Source organism: Streptomyces sp. LZ34, assembly GCF_053890475.1.
This window is the reverse complement of the sequence record NZ_CM132680.1, coordinates 9,518,224-9,534,024: the sequence shown is the minus strand read 5'-3', so window position 1 is coordinate 9,534,024 and position 15,801 is coordinate 9,518,224. Positions and strand designations below refer to the sequence as shown.

Annotated in this window: 23 protein-coding genes; 4 read left to right on the top strand and 19 right to left on the bottom strand. The window is 68.0% G+C overall.

Annotation, left to right across the window (positions count from 1 at the left end):
- Position 1: 1 nt before the first annotated feature.
- The 11 genes from ACWY4P_RS40910 to ACWY4P_RS40860 form a co-directional block, all read right to left on the bottom strand.
- Positions 2-454, bottom strand: coding sequence for a hypothetical protein (locus ACWY4P_RS40910; RefSeq protein ID WP_456205757.1), 453 nt, complete (start codon positions 452-454; stop codon positions 2-4).
- Positions 454-828 carry an HK97 gp10 family phage protein gene (locus tag ACWY4P_RS40905; protein ID WP_456205755.1) on the bottom strand — a complete coding sequence of 125 codons (375 nt, stop codon included), beginning with the start codon at positions 826-828 and terminating at the stop codon, positions 454-456. Before ACWY4P_RS40905 ends, ACWY4P_RS40910 begins: the two co-directional genes overlap by 1 nt.
- A gap of 100 nt (positions 829-928) precedes the next feature.
- Entirely contained in the window at positions 929-1,267 is a 339-nt protein-coding gene (locus ACWY4P_RS40900) for a hypothetical protein (protein ID WP_456205754.1), read from the bottom strand.
- Positions 1,264-1,734 carry a hypothetical protein gene (locus ACWY4P_RS40895; protein ID WP_456205753.1) on the bottom strand — a complete coding sequence of 157 codons (471 nt, stop codon included), beginning with the start codon at positions 1,732-1,734 and terminating at the stop codon, positions 1,264-1,266. The genes ACWY4P_RS40900 and ACWY4P_RS40895 overlap by 4 nt, the downstream gene beginning before the upstream one ends.
- A complete protein-coding gene (locus tag ACWY4P_RS40890) occupies positions 1,731-2,195 on the bottom strand; it encodes an SAP domain-containing protein (RefSeq protein ID WP_456205752.1) in 465 nt (154 codons plus the stop codon). The genes ACWY4P_RS40895 and ACWY4P_RS40890 overlap by 4 nt, the downstream gene beginning before the upstream one ends.
- Before the next feature lie 84 nt (positions 2,196-2,279).
- Entirely contained in the window at positions 2,280-3,221 is a 942-nt protein-coding gene (locus ACWY4P_RS40885) for a phage major capsid protein (protein ID WP_456205751.1), read from the bottom strand.
- Positions 3,222-3,361: 140 nt separating this feature from the next.
- A complete protein-coding gene (locus tag ACWY4P_RS40880; protein ID WP_456205750.1) occupies positions 3,362-4,132 on the bottom strand; it encodes a phage scaffolding protein in 771 nt (256 codons plus the stop codon).
- A 14-nt stretch (positions 4,133-4,146) separates the two neighbouring features.
- Positions 4,147-5,190: a hypothetical protein gene (locus tag ACWY4P_RS40875; RefSeq protein ID WP_456205748.1), complete on the bottom strand. Its 1,044-nt coding sequence runs from the start codon at positions 5,188-5,190 to the stop codon at positions 4,147-4,149.
- Positions 5,183-6,679, bottom strand: a complete 1,497-nt coding sequence (locus ACWY4P_RS40870; protein WP_456205747.1) for a phage portal protein — start codon at positions 6,677-6,679, stop codon at positions 5,183-5,185. The genes ACWY4P_RS40875 and ACWY4P_RS40870 overlap by 8 nt, the downstream gene beginning before the upstream one ends.
- Positions 6,680-6,707: 28 nt before the next feature.
- Positions 6,708-8,312 carry a hypothetical protein gene (locus ACWY4P_RS40865; RefSeq protein ID WP_456205746.1) on the bottom strand — a complete coding sequence of 535 codons (1,605 nt, stop codon included), beginning with the start codon at positions 8,310-8,312 and terminating at the stop codon, positions 6,708-6,710.
- Positions 8,309-8,860 carry a hypothetical protein gene (locus ACWY4P_RS40860; RefSeq protein WP_456205745.1) on the bottom strand — a complete coding sequence of 184 codons (552 nt, stop codon included), beginning with the start codon at positions 8,858-8,860 and terminating at the stop codon, positions 8,309-8,311. The genes ACWY4P_RS40865 and ACWY4P_RS40860 overlap by 4 nt, the downstream gene beginning before the upstream one ends.
- Before the next feature lie 150 nt (positions 8,861-9,010).
- Between ACWY4P_RS40860 and ACWY4P_RS40855 the strand changes: the two genes are divergently transcribed.
- From ACWY4P_RS40855 to ACWY4P_RS40840, 4 genes are all read left to right on the top strand, one after another.
- Entirely contained in the window at positions 9,011-9,241 is a 231-nt protein-coding gene (locus ACWY4P_RS40855; RefSeq protein WP_456205744.1) for a hypothetical protein, read from the top strand.
- Positions 9,241-9,429 carry a DUF7218 family protein gene (locus ACWY4P_RS40850; RefSeq protein ID WP_456205743.1) on the top strand — a complete coding sequence of 63 codons (189 nt, stop codon included), beginning with the start codon at positions 9,241-9,243 and terminating at the stop codon, positions 9,427-9,429. Before ACWY4P_RS40855 ends, ACWY4P_RS40850 begins: the two co-directional genes overlap by 1 nt.
- 64 nt (positions 9,430-9,493) lie before the next feature.
- Positions 9,494-9,706, top strand: a complete 213-nt coding sequence (locus tag ACWY4P_RS40845) for a hypothetical protein (protein ID WP_456205742.1) — start codon at positions 9,494-9,496, stop codon at positions 9,704-9,706.
- A gap of 72 nt (positions 9,707-9,778) precedes the next feature.
- Entirely contained in the window at positions 9,779-9,958 is a 180-nt protein-coding gene (locus ACWY4P_RS40840; RefSeq protein ID WP_456205741.1) for a hypothetical protein, read from the top strand.
- Between the two features lie 40 nt (positions 9,959-9,998).
- On the opposite strand, the gene ACWY4P_RS40835 is transcribed toward ACWY4P_RS40840, so the two are convergent.
- The 8 genes from ACWY4P_RS40835 to ACWY4P_RS40800 all read right to left on the bottom strand — a co-directional run bounded on the left by ACWY4P_RS40835 (position 9,999) and on the right by ACWY4P_RS40800 (position 15,323).
- Positions 9,999-10,193, bottom strand: a complete 195-nt coding sequence (locus ACWY4P_RS40835) for a hypothetical protein (RefSeq protein ID WP_456205740.1) — start codon at positions 10,191-10,193, stop codon at positions 9,999-10,001.
- Positions 10,194-10,204: 11 nt separating this feature from the next.
- Positions 10,205-10,429 carry a hypothetical protein gene (locus ACWY4P_RS40830; RefSeq protein ID WP_456205739.1) on the bottom strand — a complete coding sequence of 75 codons (225 nt, stop codon included), beginning with the start codon at positions 10,427-10,429 and terminating at the stop codon, positions 10,205-10,207.
- A gap of 10 nt (positions 10,430-10,439) precedes the next feature.
- Complete coding sequence (locus tag ACWY4P_RS40825) at positions 10,440-10,595, bottom strand: hypothetical protein (protein WP_456205737.1); 156 nt, start codon at positions 10,593-10,595, stop codon at positions 10,440-10,442.
- 30 nt (positions 10,596-10,625) lie between these two features.
- Positions 10,626-11,105: a hypothetical protein gene (locus tag ACWY4P_RS40820; protein ID WP_456205735.1), complete on the bottom strand. Its 480-nt coding sequence runs from the start codon at positions 11,103-11,105 to the stop codon at positions 10,626-10,628.
- Positions 11,106-11,184: 79 nt separating this feature from the next.
- Entirely contained in the window at positions 11,185-11,412 is a 228-nt protein-coding gene (locus tag ACWY4P_RS40815) for a hypothetical protein (RefSeq protein WP_456205734.1), read from the bottom strand.
- Between the two features lie 29 nt (positions 11,413-11,441).
- A complete protein-coding gene (locus ACWY4P_RS40810; RefSeq protein ID WP_456205732.1) occupies positions 11,442-13,997 on the bottom strand; it encodes a hypothetical protein in 2,556 nt (851 codons plus the stop codon).
- Positions 13,998-14,073: 76 nt separating this feature from the next.
- A complete protein-coding gene (locus ACWY4P_RS40805; protein WP_456205731.1) occupies positions 14,074-14,457 on the bottom strand; it encodes a hypothetical protein in 384 nt (127 codons plus the stop codon).
- Positions 14,458-14,459: 2 nt separating this feature from the next.
- Positions 14,460-15,323, bottom strand: coding sequence for a hypothetical protein (locus ACWY4P_RS40800; protein ID WP_456205730.1), 864 nt, complete (start codon positions 15,321-15,323; stop codon positions 14,460-14,462).
- Positions 15,324-15,801 lie beyond the last annotated feature (478 nt).

Sequence of the window (15,801 nt, the reverse complement as noted above, 5' to 3'; positions counted from 1 at the left end):
CCTAGAGGCTGATCCAGTGGAGCTGAAGGTCAGCCCCATAACGGGCATAGGAGGAGTCGTCACCAGGCATGCGGCGCGGCTCCGTAAGGAAATGTGCGGTCATGACGCGGGCCTGCGGGTAGCCCGGCAGGAGTGTGAGGGTGCGCTGCATGCGGTCCTCGTCGAACGTTGCTGCGACCAACTGCTCGGCCAGAGATGCGGCCTTGCCCCACGGGGGCTTACCCGAGTTGGGGTTCACGGCGTAGAAGTCGACTTCGACGACGGGCTCACGCAGCGCGTAGTGCAGTTGTGGTGAGCCGCCCACCACGGGGCACACCTGCACGAAGCCGTTCGTCGCCCACGTGGACACCTCTGCGGGCAGAGTGGTGGCGACCTGGCCGGGCTCCATGCCGTGGGCGCCCTGCAGCCAGGCGACGGCCACGAGCTCGGTGTTCGCGCGCTGGGTGACGGCCATCAGCGACCACCCCGCCGCCGGTAGAGCGCTGGCCTCAAGAAGGGTTGAGCCGGCGTGCCCGGATGGTTGACCTTGGCAACCGGATGGTCAGCCCCAGGCCAATACAAGGCCTTCGCGTTCTTCGGGGTGATGATGTGCGGGCCCGAGCCGTATTCGACAGCCATCCAGTACGGCACATCGCGGACTCCGACGCGTAGCTCGCCCCTGTTGACCTCGTGGTACAGGCCCGCGCGGAGCTGGCCGGTCTTGACCGGGGCCAGACGCTCGGCGTCGTTCTGGATCTCCCGGCCGAGCTTCTCGAGGTAGCGGGTGATGGCGTTACGCATCCAGCCTCGCCAGCCATGGTTGACCACGACGTGGTAGTCCACGCCCATCGCCCTGCACCTCCTCTACGTCGGCGGGCCCTGCTGTGCCCCCTGGCTGGCCGTTTACGGGCCGTCGCGCCATCGGGGGCGGGGTATGTCGGAGCGCTGGTTAGGCGGCTCGTCCTGTGCGTTTCAGGTCCAGGCGCAGCGGCTGCGTCAGGACTGGGTTTGCGTTGCGGGTCACGGAGACGACGATGTAGACCTCGCCGGTCTGCTCGTCCCGGATCCGGTCGTCCTCGGAGACGTCGGTCGTGGCGGGCAGGCGGGCCACGTGCGTGCGGACGATTCGGGGCGTGCCGGTGACAGGCTCGAAGGTCTGGCGCGTGGATTCGATGAGCGAGGCGGGGATCCCGGAGGCGTGAACGGCGGCAGTGTCCTGCTCGTCGCCGAAGGGGTCGGTTGTTGTGCCGCGGAGCACGGACACGGTGGTTGTAGCGAGGGCGATCATCGGCAGGCGCCCCCGTCCATGCCCATCGGCATCCAGCGGGGGTCGTTGTCGTCGGCAACCGCCGAGGTGGTGTTCATGTGGCGCGGGATGCCTGTCCCTGCGGAGGCCATGCGGCCGATGCGGAGTGACCGGATACGGCGCCACGAGAGGCGGTCGATGCAGCGCTTCGCCATCGGGGCAAGCACGAGGGCGTTGTTGTGCTGCATGCTGGCGACGACGCCGTCCTGCTGCACCTGCGTGAGGTCGATGTTGGTGAACGCATCCGGGTGCTGGGTGATCCACGCCGCCTGGTAGGCGACCGCAAGACGCAGGAGACGCAGATTCTTCGGTGAAATGTTGCCTGCGTCCGAGGCGTCTTCTGTGGTGTCGGCGAAGATCTCGACGACAACCTGCGCCTGCTCGACCTGTGCGGCGGTGGCGGTGATGCCGGTGTAGGTGGTGACGTCGCCCGTGGTGGCCCAGGTCATGTCGCCGCCCGGATGCTGATCTCGTACACGTCGTGGCCGTCGACGGTGGCGATACGGCGGGCGTCGCCGCGGGGGGTGTGGCCGGCGTCGACGGCTGCTTGTCGGGTGTCGCGCCGGTGGGTGTCGTGCTGGTCTTCGCTGGGGCCTTCGGGGGAGGCAGGGAATGCCTGCCGGAAGACTGTTGGGGCGACGACGCCTTCGCGAGGCTCGGCGACGACCGGCATGGGCGTAGGCTGAGGTTCGGGCTTGCGCCCGGTGTCGGCGAGAGGCTGTTCGTTGACCTCGGTTACGACGGTTTCCGGCTCCTGCTCGACTTGCAGGTCCGGTTCGGGCGTGCTGGCCTGGTTGGCGTCGTCGTCGGTGAGGCGCTGGACGAGTTCGGCCTTGGCGCGGCCGGAGGGCAGGCCGCGACGCTTGCACTCGGCCTGCAAATCCCGAATCGGAATAGATTCGTAGGTCATTTAGCGAACTCGCCTTCGATTCTTAGGTCACCGGCTCCGTCGGGGTGGCACCCACCAACCCCCGACGGAGGTCCGAGGGTCCGACTAGTCGGTGATCCGCTCGACGATGGAGAACGCCTTCTCGTGCGCCAGCTGGAACGCCCGTCGCACACGGAACTTCACGGCCGTGTCGTCGGTGTTGTCCTGCGCGCGCGCCTGGTCAACCAGCGACTCAGGCTGGCTCCGCTCGCCCTTCTTCAGGTAGGAGCGGTTACCGAAGAGCAGCAGGTCGTTGCCGCTCGGCGTGGCCGACATCGTCGGCGCCACCTTCGCGCCGCGGGACCAGGTGATCGGGGCGCCGAACAGGCTGTCCGGGGTGGATCCGGCCGCGGGCTGAAAGATGGGGCGGCCCTGGTTGTCGGTGCACAGGCGCAGCGCATCACGCCACCCAGGGGCGGCGATCACGAACTGATCGGCCTGGCTCCAGAAAGCTCCGGTCTCCACCCTCTTGAACGCCGCCGAGAGCTTCTCGTACAGCGACGTGCCGACGGGGGTGGAGGGGATGGCGATGAGGTCGTCGTCCCACGACAGGTAGTTGTCGTCGGCCGTGTACGAGGTGGCCGAGTTGGTGGTCCGCAGCGCCTTGTAGGCGGAGGTGAACGGGATCGTGCCGCCGTTCTCAGATGCGGACACGCCGATACAGGCGTTGTCGAAGGCGTCCGAGTAGGAGATCGCCCAGTCCATGCCCTTGATGCGGATCGTGTCCACCACGGTCGAAGCGTCCGCGAGATCATCTTCGTCAACGGTGAACTTGCTGATGAACCGGCGCGCGGTCAGTGTGATGTAGTCGTTCGTCGACGAGTCATCCGTATAGGTGGTGCCCGCGGTGACGGTCATGCCCGCGGAGCGCAGGATCCGCTTCGTCGCGGTGTTCATGGGGACGCGGTAGCCGAGCTGTTCGATCGCAGACTCGCGCTGGACACGCTGGATGACCTCGGAGTCCCACTCGATCGGAATCCAGCTGTCGATGATGTCGGTAGCAGCCACGAGGGCACCTCAGAAAGGGGACAGGGGGCTCACGGCCCGCCGAATGGAGGGGATGCCCTACCTGGGCGGACCTGTGAGCGACCTGCTCGTCCCTGCTCAGACCCTGTGGGTCTGCCGTGCCGGTGCCCCGCTGGGGCGTTCTACCCGCCGCGTACAGCCTGCCGGGCTACTGCCTCCGCCCACGACTTGGGCTCGGGCGCCGGCGGCTTCTTGTCGGCTGCATCCACCTTAGCGGCCGTTACACCATTTTGGCCAGAACTGCCAGCCCCATTGGACGAACCGGCGGGGTTGCGGGTGCGCTTGAAGAACTCGGGCCACTCGCTCTTGAGCGTCTCGAGCTGCTCCGTGAGGCCGGTGATTTCGCCCTCGTCAATGTCAACGTCGTCCAGGTCGAGGAGCTTCATGAGGCTGTCGAGACGAGTTCCGTTCCAGCCCGCCTCGGAGAGCGCCTTGTTGAAGCCGACCGCGAAGGTCCTCATCTGGCGGCGGCCGGTGAGCTGGGTCTCCGTCACCGCCTTGTCGACGGCCCGCTTCAGCTCGGCCTGGCTCAGGCCCTGCGTCTGCTGCTCCTTGGCCGCAGGGGCCTCTTCCTCCTCCGGCTCCGGATCCTTCTGGATCTTCTCGCCGGTCTTGGGGTCGATGCCGTGCTGCTTCAGATACTTGCGGCGCGCCGCCGCCTCGCCCGACGCGGCCTTCAGCTTCGCCTGGTGCGCCTCCCACTCCTCGCGGGTGGGAGGCGTCCATCCATCGTCGTCCTGCTGGGTCTCCGGCTGCTCCTCGGGTGCGGCATCGTCCTCGGCGACCGGTTCGCCGTCCTCCGCACCGCCGGCTATGGGCCGGATCGGGCGGCCGTCTGCCCGGTAGCCGAGGATGGCCCACGGCGGGACGCTGATTTCGGTGATGGGTGCCATGTGTTCCTCCATGTTCAGCCCGCCCCAGGTCCGGTAGCGGGAAAGGTGCGGTCCTCGAAACGGCCTGCACGGACAGCGGTCGCGGCAAACTCCTCGACCGACCGCGGAAGTCCTGCACCGCGGCGCAGCAACTCGCGTGCGGCCCTGATGCGCGCCGCATTGGACTCAGACGGCAGCGACCAGCCGCGAGCGACGGACCGGCGGGCCTCGCGGCGTAGTGCGGCTGGGAAGGACGGCACACCTGGAGTGGCCCACTCGTCCTTCCAGGCGACGCATCGACATCTGCAGTGAGGATGAAGAGGCGGGGCGGGCAGCGGTTCGCCGCGTCCGCGCTGCTGCGGGTCCCACGACAGGCCGCCCGGGAAGTCGGCGTCAACCTCCGCGATGAGTCCGGCATAGGCGGCGCAGCGCACGCACGCATCCCGTTCCGCCACCCAGAGCTTCTGTGCTCCGATCGACCTGATGCCTGCGGTGAGTCCCTCGTTGACGGCCTGGTTGAGGGTGAACGCGACATGCGCCCGGATCCGGCCCGCCGTGGCGCGCGCCCTCCCTACGGCGGCCAGAAGCCCCGTCACCCCGCTGCGCCGCACCAGCGCGGTCCGCAGCAGGGAGAGGGCTCCGCGGCGCTGCTCGTCCACAACGTCCGGCAGTACATCCGGTGCCCCGGCGAGATCCCGCGATGGCGATGCCGAGGCGGGCCGCTGGCGTTGCCCGGTTAGCCGAGCCAGGAACTGCGACCCCTGCGCCGCACCCAGGCTCACCGCCGAGGCCAAAGCCCGTCGCAACGCGCGCCGAGCCCGCTCCCCCACGCCGGACAGCACCCGGCGGATGGCGTCCCGCACCGTGCGGATCATCTGGTCGAGTACGGCGTCACTGCCTGCTTCGGAACGCGGCCCGCCGAACGCCCGCGTCCAGGCCCTCAGCGTGCTGCGCGCCAGGGCCTCACAGTCGTCCTCCAGGCCGCCGACCGCCTGCCGCGACGTCTCGTCCTCCATACGGACCACGGCATCGATCTGCTCGCCCTGGACGAGCCGGGCGAGGTCGTCGTTGCTAGCCATCGGCCATCACGCCATCGTTGACACGTTCCGTCGCGGCGAGGACCCCGTCGAGGAGGGCGGCGATCTGCTCCTCCGACACGGCCCCCAAGGCGGCGCCGGCGCCCAGCTTCTGGATGGCGTCCCCGAGCGTGGCGAGGAGTTCCACGCGGCGCTGGAGTTCGGCGTCGTCGTCGAGGTTGGTGAGCCACGCTTCGACGATTTCGGGCGCGTATCCGGCTTCGATGAGGGCGCGTTCACGCGGCACCCCGGCATCGATCTTCGCCCTGATGGTGGCCCAGCCTTCGGCGTCGTTGACCTGTTCCGCGGGCATCCAGGCCACCTTGACGATCGCATCGTCGTAGCCGAGGAGGCGGAGAGCAAACGCGAAAGCGGCGGCGTGCGTCGCGCCGAAGCTGCGCTGCCGGGCCTGGGCCTTGGCGATCAGCGGCGCGTTCGCCTCACGCCGCGACTCGCCCGAGATTCGGTCGCCGGTCGAGTCGAAGATGTGCATGGGCGTGTCGGTGACCTGCGCCATCGCCTTGATGTAGCGGTCGAAGGGCCGCATGTACACGTCGGGGTCTGCGGCCTCGAACTGGCCAACACCCTTGAGGCCTTGGAGGAGCCACATCTCGCCGGGGTCGTTGCGTAGCTGGCTCGGGTTCAGCGGCGACTCGGGGTCACCCTCTGCGTCTTCTGGGCTGTCCGGGTCGAAATCAGACTGCATACCGGACTGGTCGACGGTCGGGTCGATGAGTCCGTAGCGCTGCGGAAGAGACTGCCAGTCGACCGTCGCCGCATGGGAGACGACGAGCTTGTTAATGATGGCCTGCGGGCCGTAGGCGGCGTAGTGCTCCGGGCGGCCGTAGGGGCGGTCGGTACGGTAGTGGAAGAACGGGATGACGCCCCACGGGTTGTCGAGCTTCCAGTCCTGCCCATCCGCCGTGTAGTGCTCCCATTTGTCCTGTCGGCTGTTGTGCTTGCCGTTCCATGCCCAGCGCTCGACGTGATCCGGATACCAGAGGTCGACCCGAATGAGTCGGTCCTTGCCTGCGCCGACACACCACGACTTGACCGCAAGCTTCTTTCGGAGGGGGTGCTCCTCGTCGTAGATGACGCGGACCGTGCCGGGGCTGTTCACGAACATGTTCACGCCGACGACGTCGCCATGGTCGTCGTGCTCGGGCCACACCATGAGGTAGGCGTCGCCGAGGGAGCAGGCCCGGACGTGCAGGCCGGGTAGTTCCTCTTCGAGTTCGTTCCGTTTGATCAGCTCGGTGATCTCGGCGTCCATGTCGTCGTCGCCGCTCGTGATCGCTGTGACGTGCAGCCGGTTCGTGACAGCTGTGACGGGAATGCGGGCGAAGTTGACCTTGTCGAGTTCGTCGAGGTTGGACTTGGCGAGCATGCGGGCAACCTTGTCGGACGCGAAGATCTCGTCCACGTCGCCGTCAAAGTACGCCTCCGCTTTCGCGTACTCCGGCCGGGCAGCACACAGCTCGGCGTAGGCCATCCTCAGATCGTCAGTGCCAGCCATCACATCACCTCGGGCTCACAGAGCGGACCGCAGCCCGCGGCTTGGACGGGGGCTTTAGGAATCGGAGAATGGCGTTTCCCACACTGTCGACCAAGTCGTCGTGGGCCGCCTTCGGGAAGGCGACCATCTGCTCTTCCAGCGCGGGCAGCGGTGCGGCGTGCATCACACGCGTCGGGATCAGCTGGTACAGGTTGAGGACCCGCTCGGCCCGGGTCTCCTTCTTGTCGCTGTTGGTAAAGGTGACGACCTTCACCGGCAAATCGTGGAAGACCTCGAGCCACAGGTCGCCGCCCTGGTTGGACTCGACGAGGATCGCACCCACCTCGGGGAAAGACTCCAGGAGCTGGAGGATGCGTGCCCGCAGTGGCTTCCCCTTGAGCTTCACGGCCTGCGCGAACTTGACCAGGCACCGCGCTGGCCGGGCGGGTTCGCTGCCCTGTGCCGGCTTGGCGGGGGCGTAGCTGACGACGGAAAGGCCGGTGAAGTCGCTGCTCTTCTTGACAGTGACGGCGCCGTCCACGGACAGGTAGGTGCGCGCTGTGGGGAAGGTGCCGTAAGTGAAGTCGTCCTCGGACCAGTAGTCGCCATCCGTGGCCATCGGATCGTTCAGGTAGTTTTTGCGGAAGCTCCTGGTGTGCCGTATAGCCGTCAGAAAGCCTATGGGCCACTTGTTGGGCCACATGGAGCGCTCGGTGCCGTCGACAGATTGCACGATGGGAAGGTGGTGGTGGACGCGGAAGTTGTCGTCCCATACCCACTGATTGGTCTCTGACCACTCGCCCTTTCCTGCCTTGACGAGCTGGTGCGTGATGCTGCCGGGCATCGTCACGGTGCCGGAGAGCACACAACGGGCGTAGATATTCAACGGGAGGATGGCGTCTCGCAGTGTCGTGAGCCGCTTCCCGGCCTGGTAAGCGCTGTAACTGCTCTCATCCGGCTCAACATCGTCTAGTAGCAGGAGGTCGGGGCGCCGCTCCCCCACCTTCATGCCGAGCGAGCTGGCGTCGATGCCTTTCGCCGCGAACACGAATCCGTTCGCGCGGATCACCATGTGCTTGGCGTCCGACTCCGCCGCCCCGGACGCGCGCCGGCCGGGGGTGCACAGCTCGGGGAAGTCGCGGCGAAGAGCCGCGTTCCCTTCGTCGACCTCTTTACGGAAGGTGCCGAGGTGCATTTCCGCCTGGGGGCCAGAGTCCGCGAAGACGGCGGCGAACCTGATGTGCCCGTGGGCGGCAGCCCACAGGGGGAGGATGAACAGCATCCACGTCGACTTGCCGGTGTCCCGGGGCGCGAGGAACGCGTCGCGCTGCTCCATCGGTTGGCGCGGCGGGATGGCCCACTGGCGGGCGAGACGCACCCATTCGAGGTGTGCGTCAGCGAAGGTGACGTGGCCCTCGGGGTCGCGTAGGTGGTGGAGGCAGTAGAGGACGGCGAACAGGAGCGGGTCGAGGCGGGTGGCTTCGATGCGGGCGCTGCGGCGTTCCGGGCTGCCGTCGAGTAGCCGCGGGTCGATGCTGTCGATCCAGACGGCGAAGTCGAACGTGTCGGCGGTGGCCCGCTCGTCATACGGGTCCGCTATGCGCGCGGGTTCGACGGCGGCCGTGGTCACTCGGGACGCTCCCGCGCGGTTCGCAGTTGCTTCTCAACGGTCGCGTTCTTCGCCCTGAGCTCGGCCACCATCTCCTGTAGTTCAAGGTCCTGTTGGGTGACTTCGATGACCTGTGCGTCGATGCGGGTGATGTGGATGCCGAGGAGCTTGGATTCCTGTTCGACAACTCGGGAGATACCGCTGAGCGCCCGGTCGACAGCGAGCGCGGAGGCGATCTCCGGGCCCTTCTCTTCGGTGCCGATGGCGCGCTGCCAGTGGGCGTCGCGGAGAGCAAGGTGGTCGCGGAGGACCCCCTCGAGGCGTTCGATGCCAACGGCACGCCATTCGTCGACTTTCGGGTCGACGCGACGGGCGGCTTCTTCGCGGACCATTTCGCCGGCGGTGGAAGCGCTGATGCGCTTGCCGCCGGTGGGGCCGTCGGGCGCCCTGGTGATCGCTTCGATGGCGCGGTAGCTCAAGCCCTGCGCTTTGAGGTCGAAGACGAGGGCAGCTTGCTCTGCGCGGTCGGCGATGTTCTTGCGCCGTGACGGGCTGGGTCCTGCCGTCATGGTCACCTTCTCCTCACCGGTCCGACGATTCCAAAGAATTACAGCACGTTCACCTTTGAATCATAGGACATGTGTGCATTTTGGGAAGCTAACCTCTACCAGGACCGCCGAGGCAGGCGCACCATGGAGGGCAGCAGAAGGGAGCCGGCCATGGCCAAGTCCCCGAAGATGACCGCCAAGCGGCGACGGAGCCTGCCGAAGTCATCGTTCGCGATCCCTAGGAAGCGGGCTTATCCCATCGACACAGCAGGCCGGGCCCGCAGCGCCCTGGCGCGCGTGGCGCAGCACGGAACGTCGGCACAGAAGAAGCGGGTCAAGGCCGCGGTGCGCAGCCGCTACCCCTCCATCACTGTCGGCGGCCGGAAGAAGGGCAGGCGCTGATGGTCAGCGACCGCGGCGGAAGGTTCGGCTTCGTCTATCGCGGCAGGCAGTCCACATACCGCGCGCTGCGGCGGCAGGGTGCCAGCAAGTCGAAGGCGGCGAGGATCGCGAACGCCGGCCGGTTCTTCTCTGGGCGTTCCCGTATGGCCCGCAAGGGGGCACGGACCCGGCGCCGACACGGCAGATAGACCGAATCCCTCCCCACCCGTCTGTCCGCGCCGTACCTTTTGCGCATCAGATCGAGGGGGGATCGTGCACGCCGACAATCGCAAGCTGCTGGGGATCGCTGTCGGGATCGTCGTATTCGTCGCCTGGACGGGCGCCGCGAGCGAGTGGGATGACAAGGGCTGCAGCCTGGCGCAGGGCTATGGCTACGTCATCGTCCACGGTGGGGGTCCGGACCGGAACGAGGGCTGTGAGGAGTACTTCGGGGATACCTCGTACACCGATGACTACGAGGGTTGATCGCGGGCGTGGCGCGCGTCGAAGTAGCGAAATGCCCGCCACTCCCCCGCCGCTCCCGTCACACTGGGCTTCATGGGCGTGACGTTCACGGTGCTGGCCGAGTCGGAGACCCAGGTGCGGGCCGAGTTGCAGCGGCTGTGTGCGGCGCTGGGCCTTGAGCCTCTGGGGCGTCCGTCTCGGGTGGTGGGCCGGGATCGTTGGATGGCCCGCGCACAGGTTCCCGCCCCGCAGCCCGCCCCCGCCCACGAGTAGGCCCCGCCCGGGATCCGAGCGGGGCCGTGTGGTGCTTGGGTCACTCGTAGATGTCGTCGACCAGGCCGCTCGCGGAGATCGATACGACGGTCTTGCAGCCGGGACAGGTGTAGTCCCGACCTCCGTCGTCTGTGTCCTTGCCTTCCATGTCGCCGCAGCAGACCGGTACGTCGTCGATGTCCGTGTCGGCGCCGGGCGAGAGTTCGTAGCCGTAGCTGGTGGTGGGTGTACTCAAGGTTGTCTCCTTCAGTGGGCGGGGCCGTCGTACTGGACGACGGAGATCTTGGCGGTGGGGTGTTCGCGGGCGGTGATGGCCACGTCGGCGACGAGACTGGCGAGCGAGTTGGTGGAGTTGAAGCTGATCAACGCGCGGGTGCGCTGGTCGTAGAGCCGGTAGTGGATCTGGTCGGCGAGCGGCTTCCTCACCGGATTGCGTTCGGGCAGCGGCTGCCCGTTCCACAAGTCGGGCATCGGTTCTCCTCTACTGGTTGCGGGTGGTCGGGCGGGGGACGTGCCGGTCCTCGCATTCGCTGGCCCAGCACTGGTGCGCGTGGCAGGTCTGCCGGTCGTCGGCGTGCATCCCGGCGGCCTCGCGTTCGTCATCACGCTTGAGGGCGGCGGCGAGCTGCTTGTCCATGGAGGTGTCCTTCCTGGCCGAGTGGCCTGGTCAGTGAGGCAGTTGGTTGTTGGTCTTGGCCCAGACACCGCGTGTCTGGGTGTTGATGTTGCGCTGGTCCTGGTAGACGGGGCCGTTGTAGTGGTGGTGCTGCTCGGCCGGCAGGACTTCCTTGGCGCGCCTCAGCAGGCGGGCGATAGCCAGGATGGGCACGGCGAGCGCGGCAGGGGCGGCGCAGATCATGCCGATGACGGTGGGGTCGGCATGCTCGGAGGCGACGAGGATGCCGATGGCGATAAGGCCGGGCGGGACGGTCGCAAGGCTGCCGTACATCACGGCACGGGTGATCTCGGTGACTCGCGGGGACATGGGCGGGGTCCCGGGCTGGGGTACGGGCGGGGTGGTGCCGAATGCGGGGACCGGGGTGTTGTCGCGGAAGCGGGTCTGCATGGCGTCGACGAGGGCCTCGTCGACAGCGTCCGCGAGCTTGGTGACTTCGGCCCGGTCGGTGGGCTCAGGGTGTACGGGCATGGGCTGGGTCTCCTTCCGGGCGTAGGTGGAGGCGGTGGCCTTGGCGGCGGCCCGACGAGGACGGGCCGCCTGCCGTGGGCTACTTGGAGGACACCGAGTCGACGGTGTCGCCAGCGGACTGGGCGCCGTTGCCGAGCATGTCCTGGACCTTGTCGACGCTGTCGGCACCGACCGGGGTGGCTACGAGGAGGATCCAGAACAGCGAGACGGCGAGGAACTCCCGAGGCCGGAAGCTGCTGTCCTTCTTGAACCAGATTCCGAGGCCGATGCAGGCCAGGAAGAAAAGGCCACTGATGGTGATGGTCATGAGGTTTTCTCCAATGCGGTGAGTGTGGTTCAGGCGTCGAGGCGTTCTGCGGTGTGCCAATCACGTTCGATCTTGGTGAGCTTGCCGAGGCGTTCCAGGCGGCTGGTGGCGTTGGCGACGTTGGTCGGCTTCAGGTCGGTGACCTCGGCGATCTGCCGGTTGCGCCGGGCCCCGCCGTCGACCGCGTTCCAGACGAGTTGGGAGCGGGTGGGCGGCACCAGCTCGTCCAGGTCGTCGTCCTCGACGTCCGCGGCGGCAGTCGCCACGGGCTTCATGTCGACGACGGTCCTGCTCTTGCCGTTCTTGACTTCCTCCTCCTTGACGAGGCCGCGGAGGAAGGCTTCCTCATCGGCGGCATCGAGGTGGCGGTACTCCTCGCGCCGCAGGTAGGCGAGACCGGCAGGCCCGGCCTTACAGGCGGCGTCGGCTTCCTGCCAGGTGATGCTCTGCAGCGGGAACTGGCGGGCGACGCGGGCTGGATTGCTGTGGAACGCGGCCCGGGACTGGGTGTACTGGGCTTTGCCGTCGGCGATGTAGAACAGGCCGCCGGTCTCGGACCCGTCGGGGAACCGCTCGGGGAGTGGTGCGAGCCGGAATTCGGGGGTGCGGGAGCCGAGCGACATGATGTCGACGTCGGAGCGGGCTGTGCGGAACAGGGCGATGTTGCCGGACTGGAGCATGTCGCGGATCGCGTTGGCACTGGCATCGGAGCCGATGGAGTCCAGGTTGGGGATCTGCACCCAGATGCGGGCGGCGATCCCGGCTGCTCGGGACAGTCGGCCGACGCTGGACACGGACCGCAGGAGCGGCTTGACGTGGTCCGCCTGAGGGTCCTTGAGGATCATCTCGTTGAACTCGTCCCACGTGGTGACCATGGGCGCGAACGGGTCGTTCGCGACGAAGAAGCTGCGGCCGTTCTCGGTGTAGCCCTCGTCGTCGAGCCACTGCAGTTTCATCTGCTCGGCGTACCGGTACTCGCTGACCGCGTTGGCCGCCTGCCCCATGAGCATGGCGCCATACGGCGACTTGAGAAGCCAGTCGAGTTCCGGCAGCCAGGGCGCGTAGCCGGCTCCGCCCTTGCCGTCGGCGAGCCAGGAGATGAACCCATTGAGGCGCTGGGCAACCTGGAGGTCTTCCTCGAGGGAAGTTTTGCCGGCACCGGTGGTGCCGGAGCCGAACGAGTGCACGGCGGACGCGGACGGCTGCCCGGACAGGCCCCGGCGCTTCGGGTCGAACTTGAGGAGCCGCCACTTGGCCGGGCTGCTGTAGATGTCCTTGCCGATCGTGATGTAGCCCTGCTCGTCCATGCGCAGTGCGTCCAGGTCGAGCGGCACCCCGCCCTGCAGAGGGTTGACTCTCATCTCGTTGACTTCGATGCGGCGGGCGTCAAGCACGCGCAGGTGCAGACGGGATACAGCGTCCTCGCCGCCAAGATCGAGCGCCTGGGCGATGGCGCGCGGCTGCACGTCGGCGACCGAGGAGCCCTTCCGCGGCATGAGCAGCCGGAAACGGCGGCCGAACTGGGTCTCCTCCGGGTCGTACAGCTTGCTTCCGGAGTAGGGGTTGTACTCGTCCCACACGGCCGATAGGTCGTCCATGTCCAGCTCGGAGGTGCTGGCCCGGAGCTTGGCGGTGAGCTTGGCCCGGTTGGCGGGCATGTCGTCGGGCCGGTAGATGTTGACGGCCCGGGGCGGCACCTTGAAGGCGATGGACACGGCGTCCTGGTCGACGTTGAGTGCCGACCTCGCGGTGGTGGACACGATGACCGCGGTGAGCTTGTCGCCGTCCAGTGAGACGTTGGCGAGCCTGGAGGCGGGCAGCGGGCCACGCTCGCAGGCGATCCACTCCGCCCAGCGGGCCAGGTACCAGTCGATCCCCTGCGGGCTGGTCACAGTCTTCACGGCCGGGTCGGGTCGGTGCCAGATCCGCGCACCCCATCCCGCTCCCAGGGAGACGGTGGCGAGCCTGGCCCACCAGGGCTGCTCAACGAAGCCGACCGCGGGGAGGGCCACCATCGGGCCGGCCCGCAGCGCCATCTCGGCAGGCGTGTACTTGCGCCACCAGCCGCGCTCCCAGTCCGGCAGCGCCTTGGCCCAGGCGGTACGCAGCGACTTGCAGCGCGCCCGGTAGGCGTCGGCCGTCGCCTTGCGCACGAGGGCGGCCCGGTCATCGCGGTTGCGCCAGCCGTCGGCGATCCCGATGGTCGGCACGAGCAGCCCGTCGCTGCCCACGGCCGGGCTGTGGCCGTGGTCCTGGTTGAGGCGACGGCGCATCCTGCGGACCTTGCGCCGGTAGCCGCGTCGGCTGGCGCGGCACATCCACTCCCACGGCTCGTCGTGGCCGGGCAGCCAGCGCCAGGGGCCCGGGTTCATGCCGAGGGCAGCCCAGCCGGCCGCTATGCCGGTGGTTCCTGTGGTCGTGAGCAGGAGGAGGTCGTCGGGCAGGAGGCCGGAGGCGGCGCCGACGCTGGCGCCGAGGTACAGGCCCGCGTTGTGCAGTTGGTTGATCTGTGTGCGCAGCCCAGTCTGTTCCTGCTGGGTGTCGTCTTCTTTCGTGATCGGGGTGGGTACTGTCGTTGTCGCCATCCGGTTCTCCGATTCGGGGTGGTGAAGGGCGGGGCCTCGTGGCCCGTGGCCCCGCTCTTCGTGGTGTGCAAGGCGCCTACTGGCGCTGGATGAACTCGCGGTCGGCCATCTGCACGTTGTGGGTGCGGTTGGCGTCCTGCATGCGCCCGTGCTGGGCCCTGGTCTCCGACTCCAAGCCCTGGGCCGATACCGTCAAGGCGTCAGAGGCGGAGACGATCGAGCCGACATTCCCGGCCGCGGCGGTGCCGAGGGTCGATACCTCCATGTAGGCGGTGGTGGTGGGCTCGTCGACCTTGAGCTTGGTCATGGCCTCGGACAGGTACTTCGCCGAGTCGGCCCGGTCCTCGTATCGGGTCTTCATCCGCTCGACGGCGGCCCTGGTACGTGCGGCTCGGATCCCGTAGGCGGCGGCCCTGGCGAGGACTGCGGCGACGGTGACGACGCTCTTCGATTCGCTCATGGTCAGGCGACCGCCTTCGTCTCGTAGACCTCGGTGTGTGCGGATGTGTCCTCGGCGTCGACGGCGTCGGAGATGTAGGCGTCGCGCTCGGCGACGGACTCCATGTCCTTGGCGATGTCGGCGTAGACGCCCTGCCCGGCCTCGAGGAGCGCCTTGGCCTTCACGACGGCTTCGCCCTGGGCGATCGTGTTCTGCTGGAGGTTGTCGACCTCGCTGTGGATCACCCCGTAGTTCTCCTTGCAACGGGCAACCCAACCGATGACCTTCGGGCCGAAGCCTGTGGCCTCCATCGCGGCCATGAGCGCGTCGCCGCGGCCGATCTCTCGCTCGGCTCGGTCGCGGATCCGGTCGTAGACCCGCACATCGTCATCGCACATGATTGAGAGCTCGTCGCTCTCATCGCTGACGGACTCGTAGGTGACTTCTGCTGCCATGCGCCCAACTCCTCCTGAGGTGTCGGCGGTCGGTTCTGCGGTGGGTTCTGTTGCGGCCGGCTCCGAGGGGGTATCGCCCGTGGTGCCCTCGGGTGACTCCGGGGTGATCGGCCGTGCCTGTTCATCCGCGGGCGGCTTAGCGGCCTCCACGGGAGGCCCCTCGGGCTCGGCCAGCGGCGCCCCTGTGGCGGTCGGCTGCTCGTCGACCGCGGGCGGCTCGGTGACCTCTGCCGCCGGCTTGTCGGTTTCGACGGGGGGCTTCTCCACCTCGGCCAGGGGCTTCTCGGTGTCGGCGGGCTTAGCCTCCGTCACCTCATCAGCCGCCTTCGCCTCGACAGGTTTCAGCTCCTCCGGCCTCTTCAGCGACACGCCCTTGCCGTCGCCGTCGCCGTCGCCACCGTCGGCACCCACTGTTGGCGGTTCCGTCGGCATCGGCGGAACCACCGGAGCAGGGTCGTCGTGCCCAGCGGCGCGGCGACGCTTGCGGTAGGCCCGCAGCGCGCCCTTGCCGGTGTCCTGGGCCCAGGACACGCCCTGCGCGGCCCACGTCCCCGCCCGGCGGCCCATCGGAGTCGCCACGCGATGAACCACCGTGTGGCTGCGGTAACCCGACCGGAACGCCTCCGGAATCGTCGCCATCGGCGCCGAATCGGCGGACGACGGGACAGCCCCCTCCGGGGAGACACGAGCCGCGGGCACCGCCGGCGATCCGCCGTGCTTCTCCGCGATCCGCCTGATGGCCTTCTCGTGCCGCGCCTGTTCGCACATGATGGCGCGCTGCGCTGGCGACAGCCCCAGTTTCGACTGCTCGTTCTGCGAGCCTGCCGCCCAGGCGAGCATGCACGCGATGAGCAGGATCTCCATTCCCTTCCCTTCCCCTTACGGTCTGCGATCGGGTGGGGTGAACGTC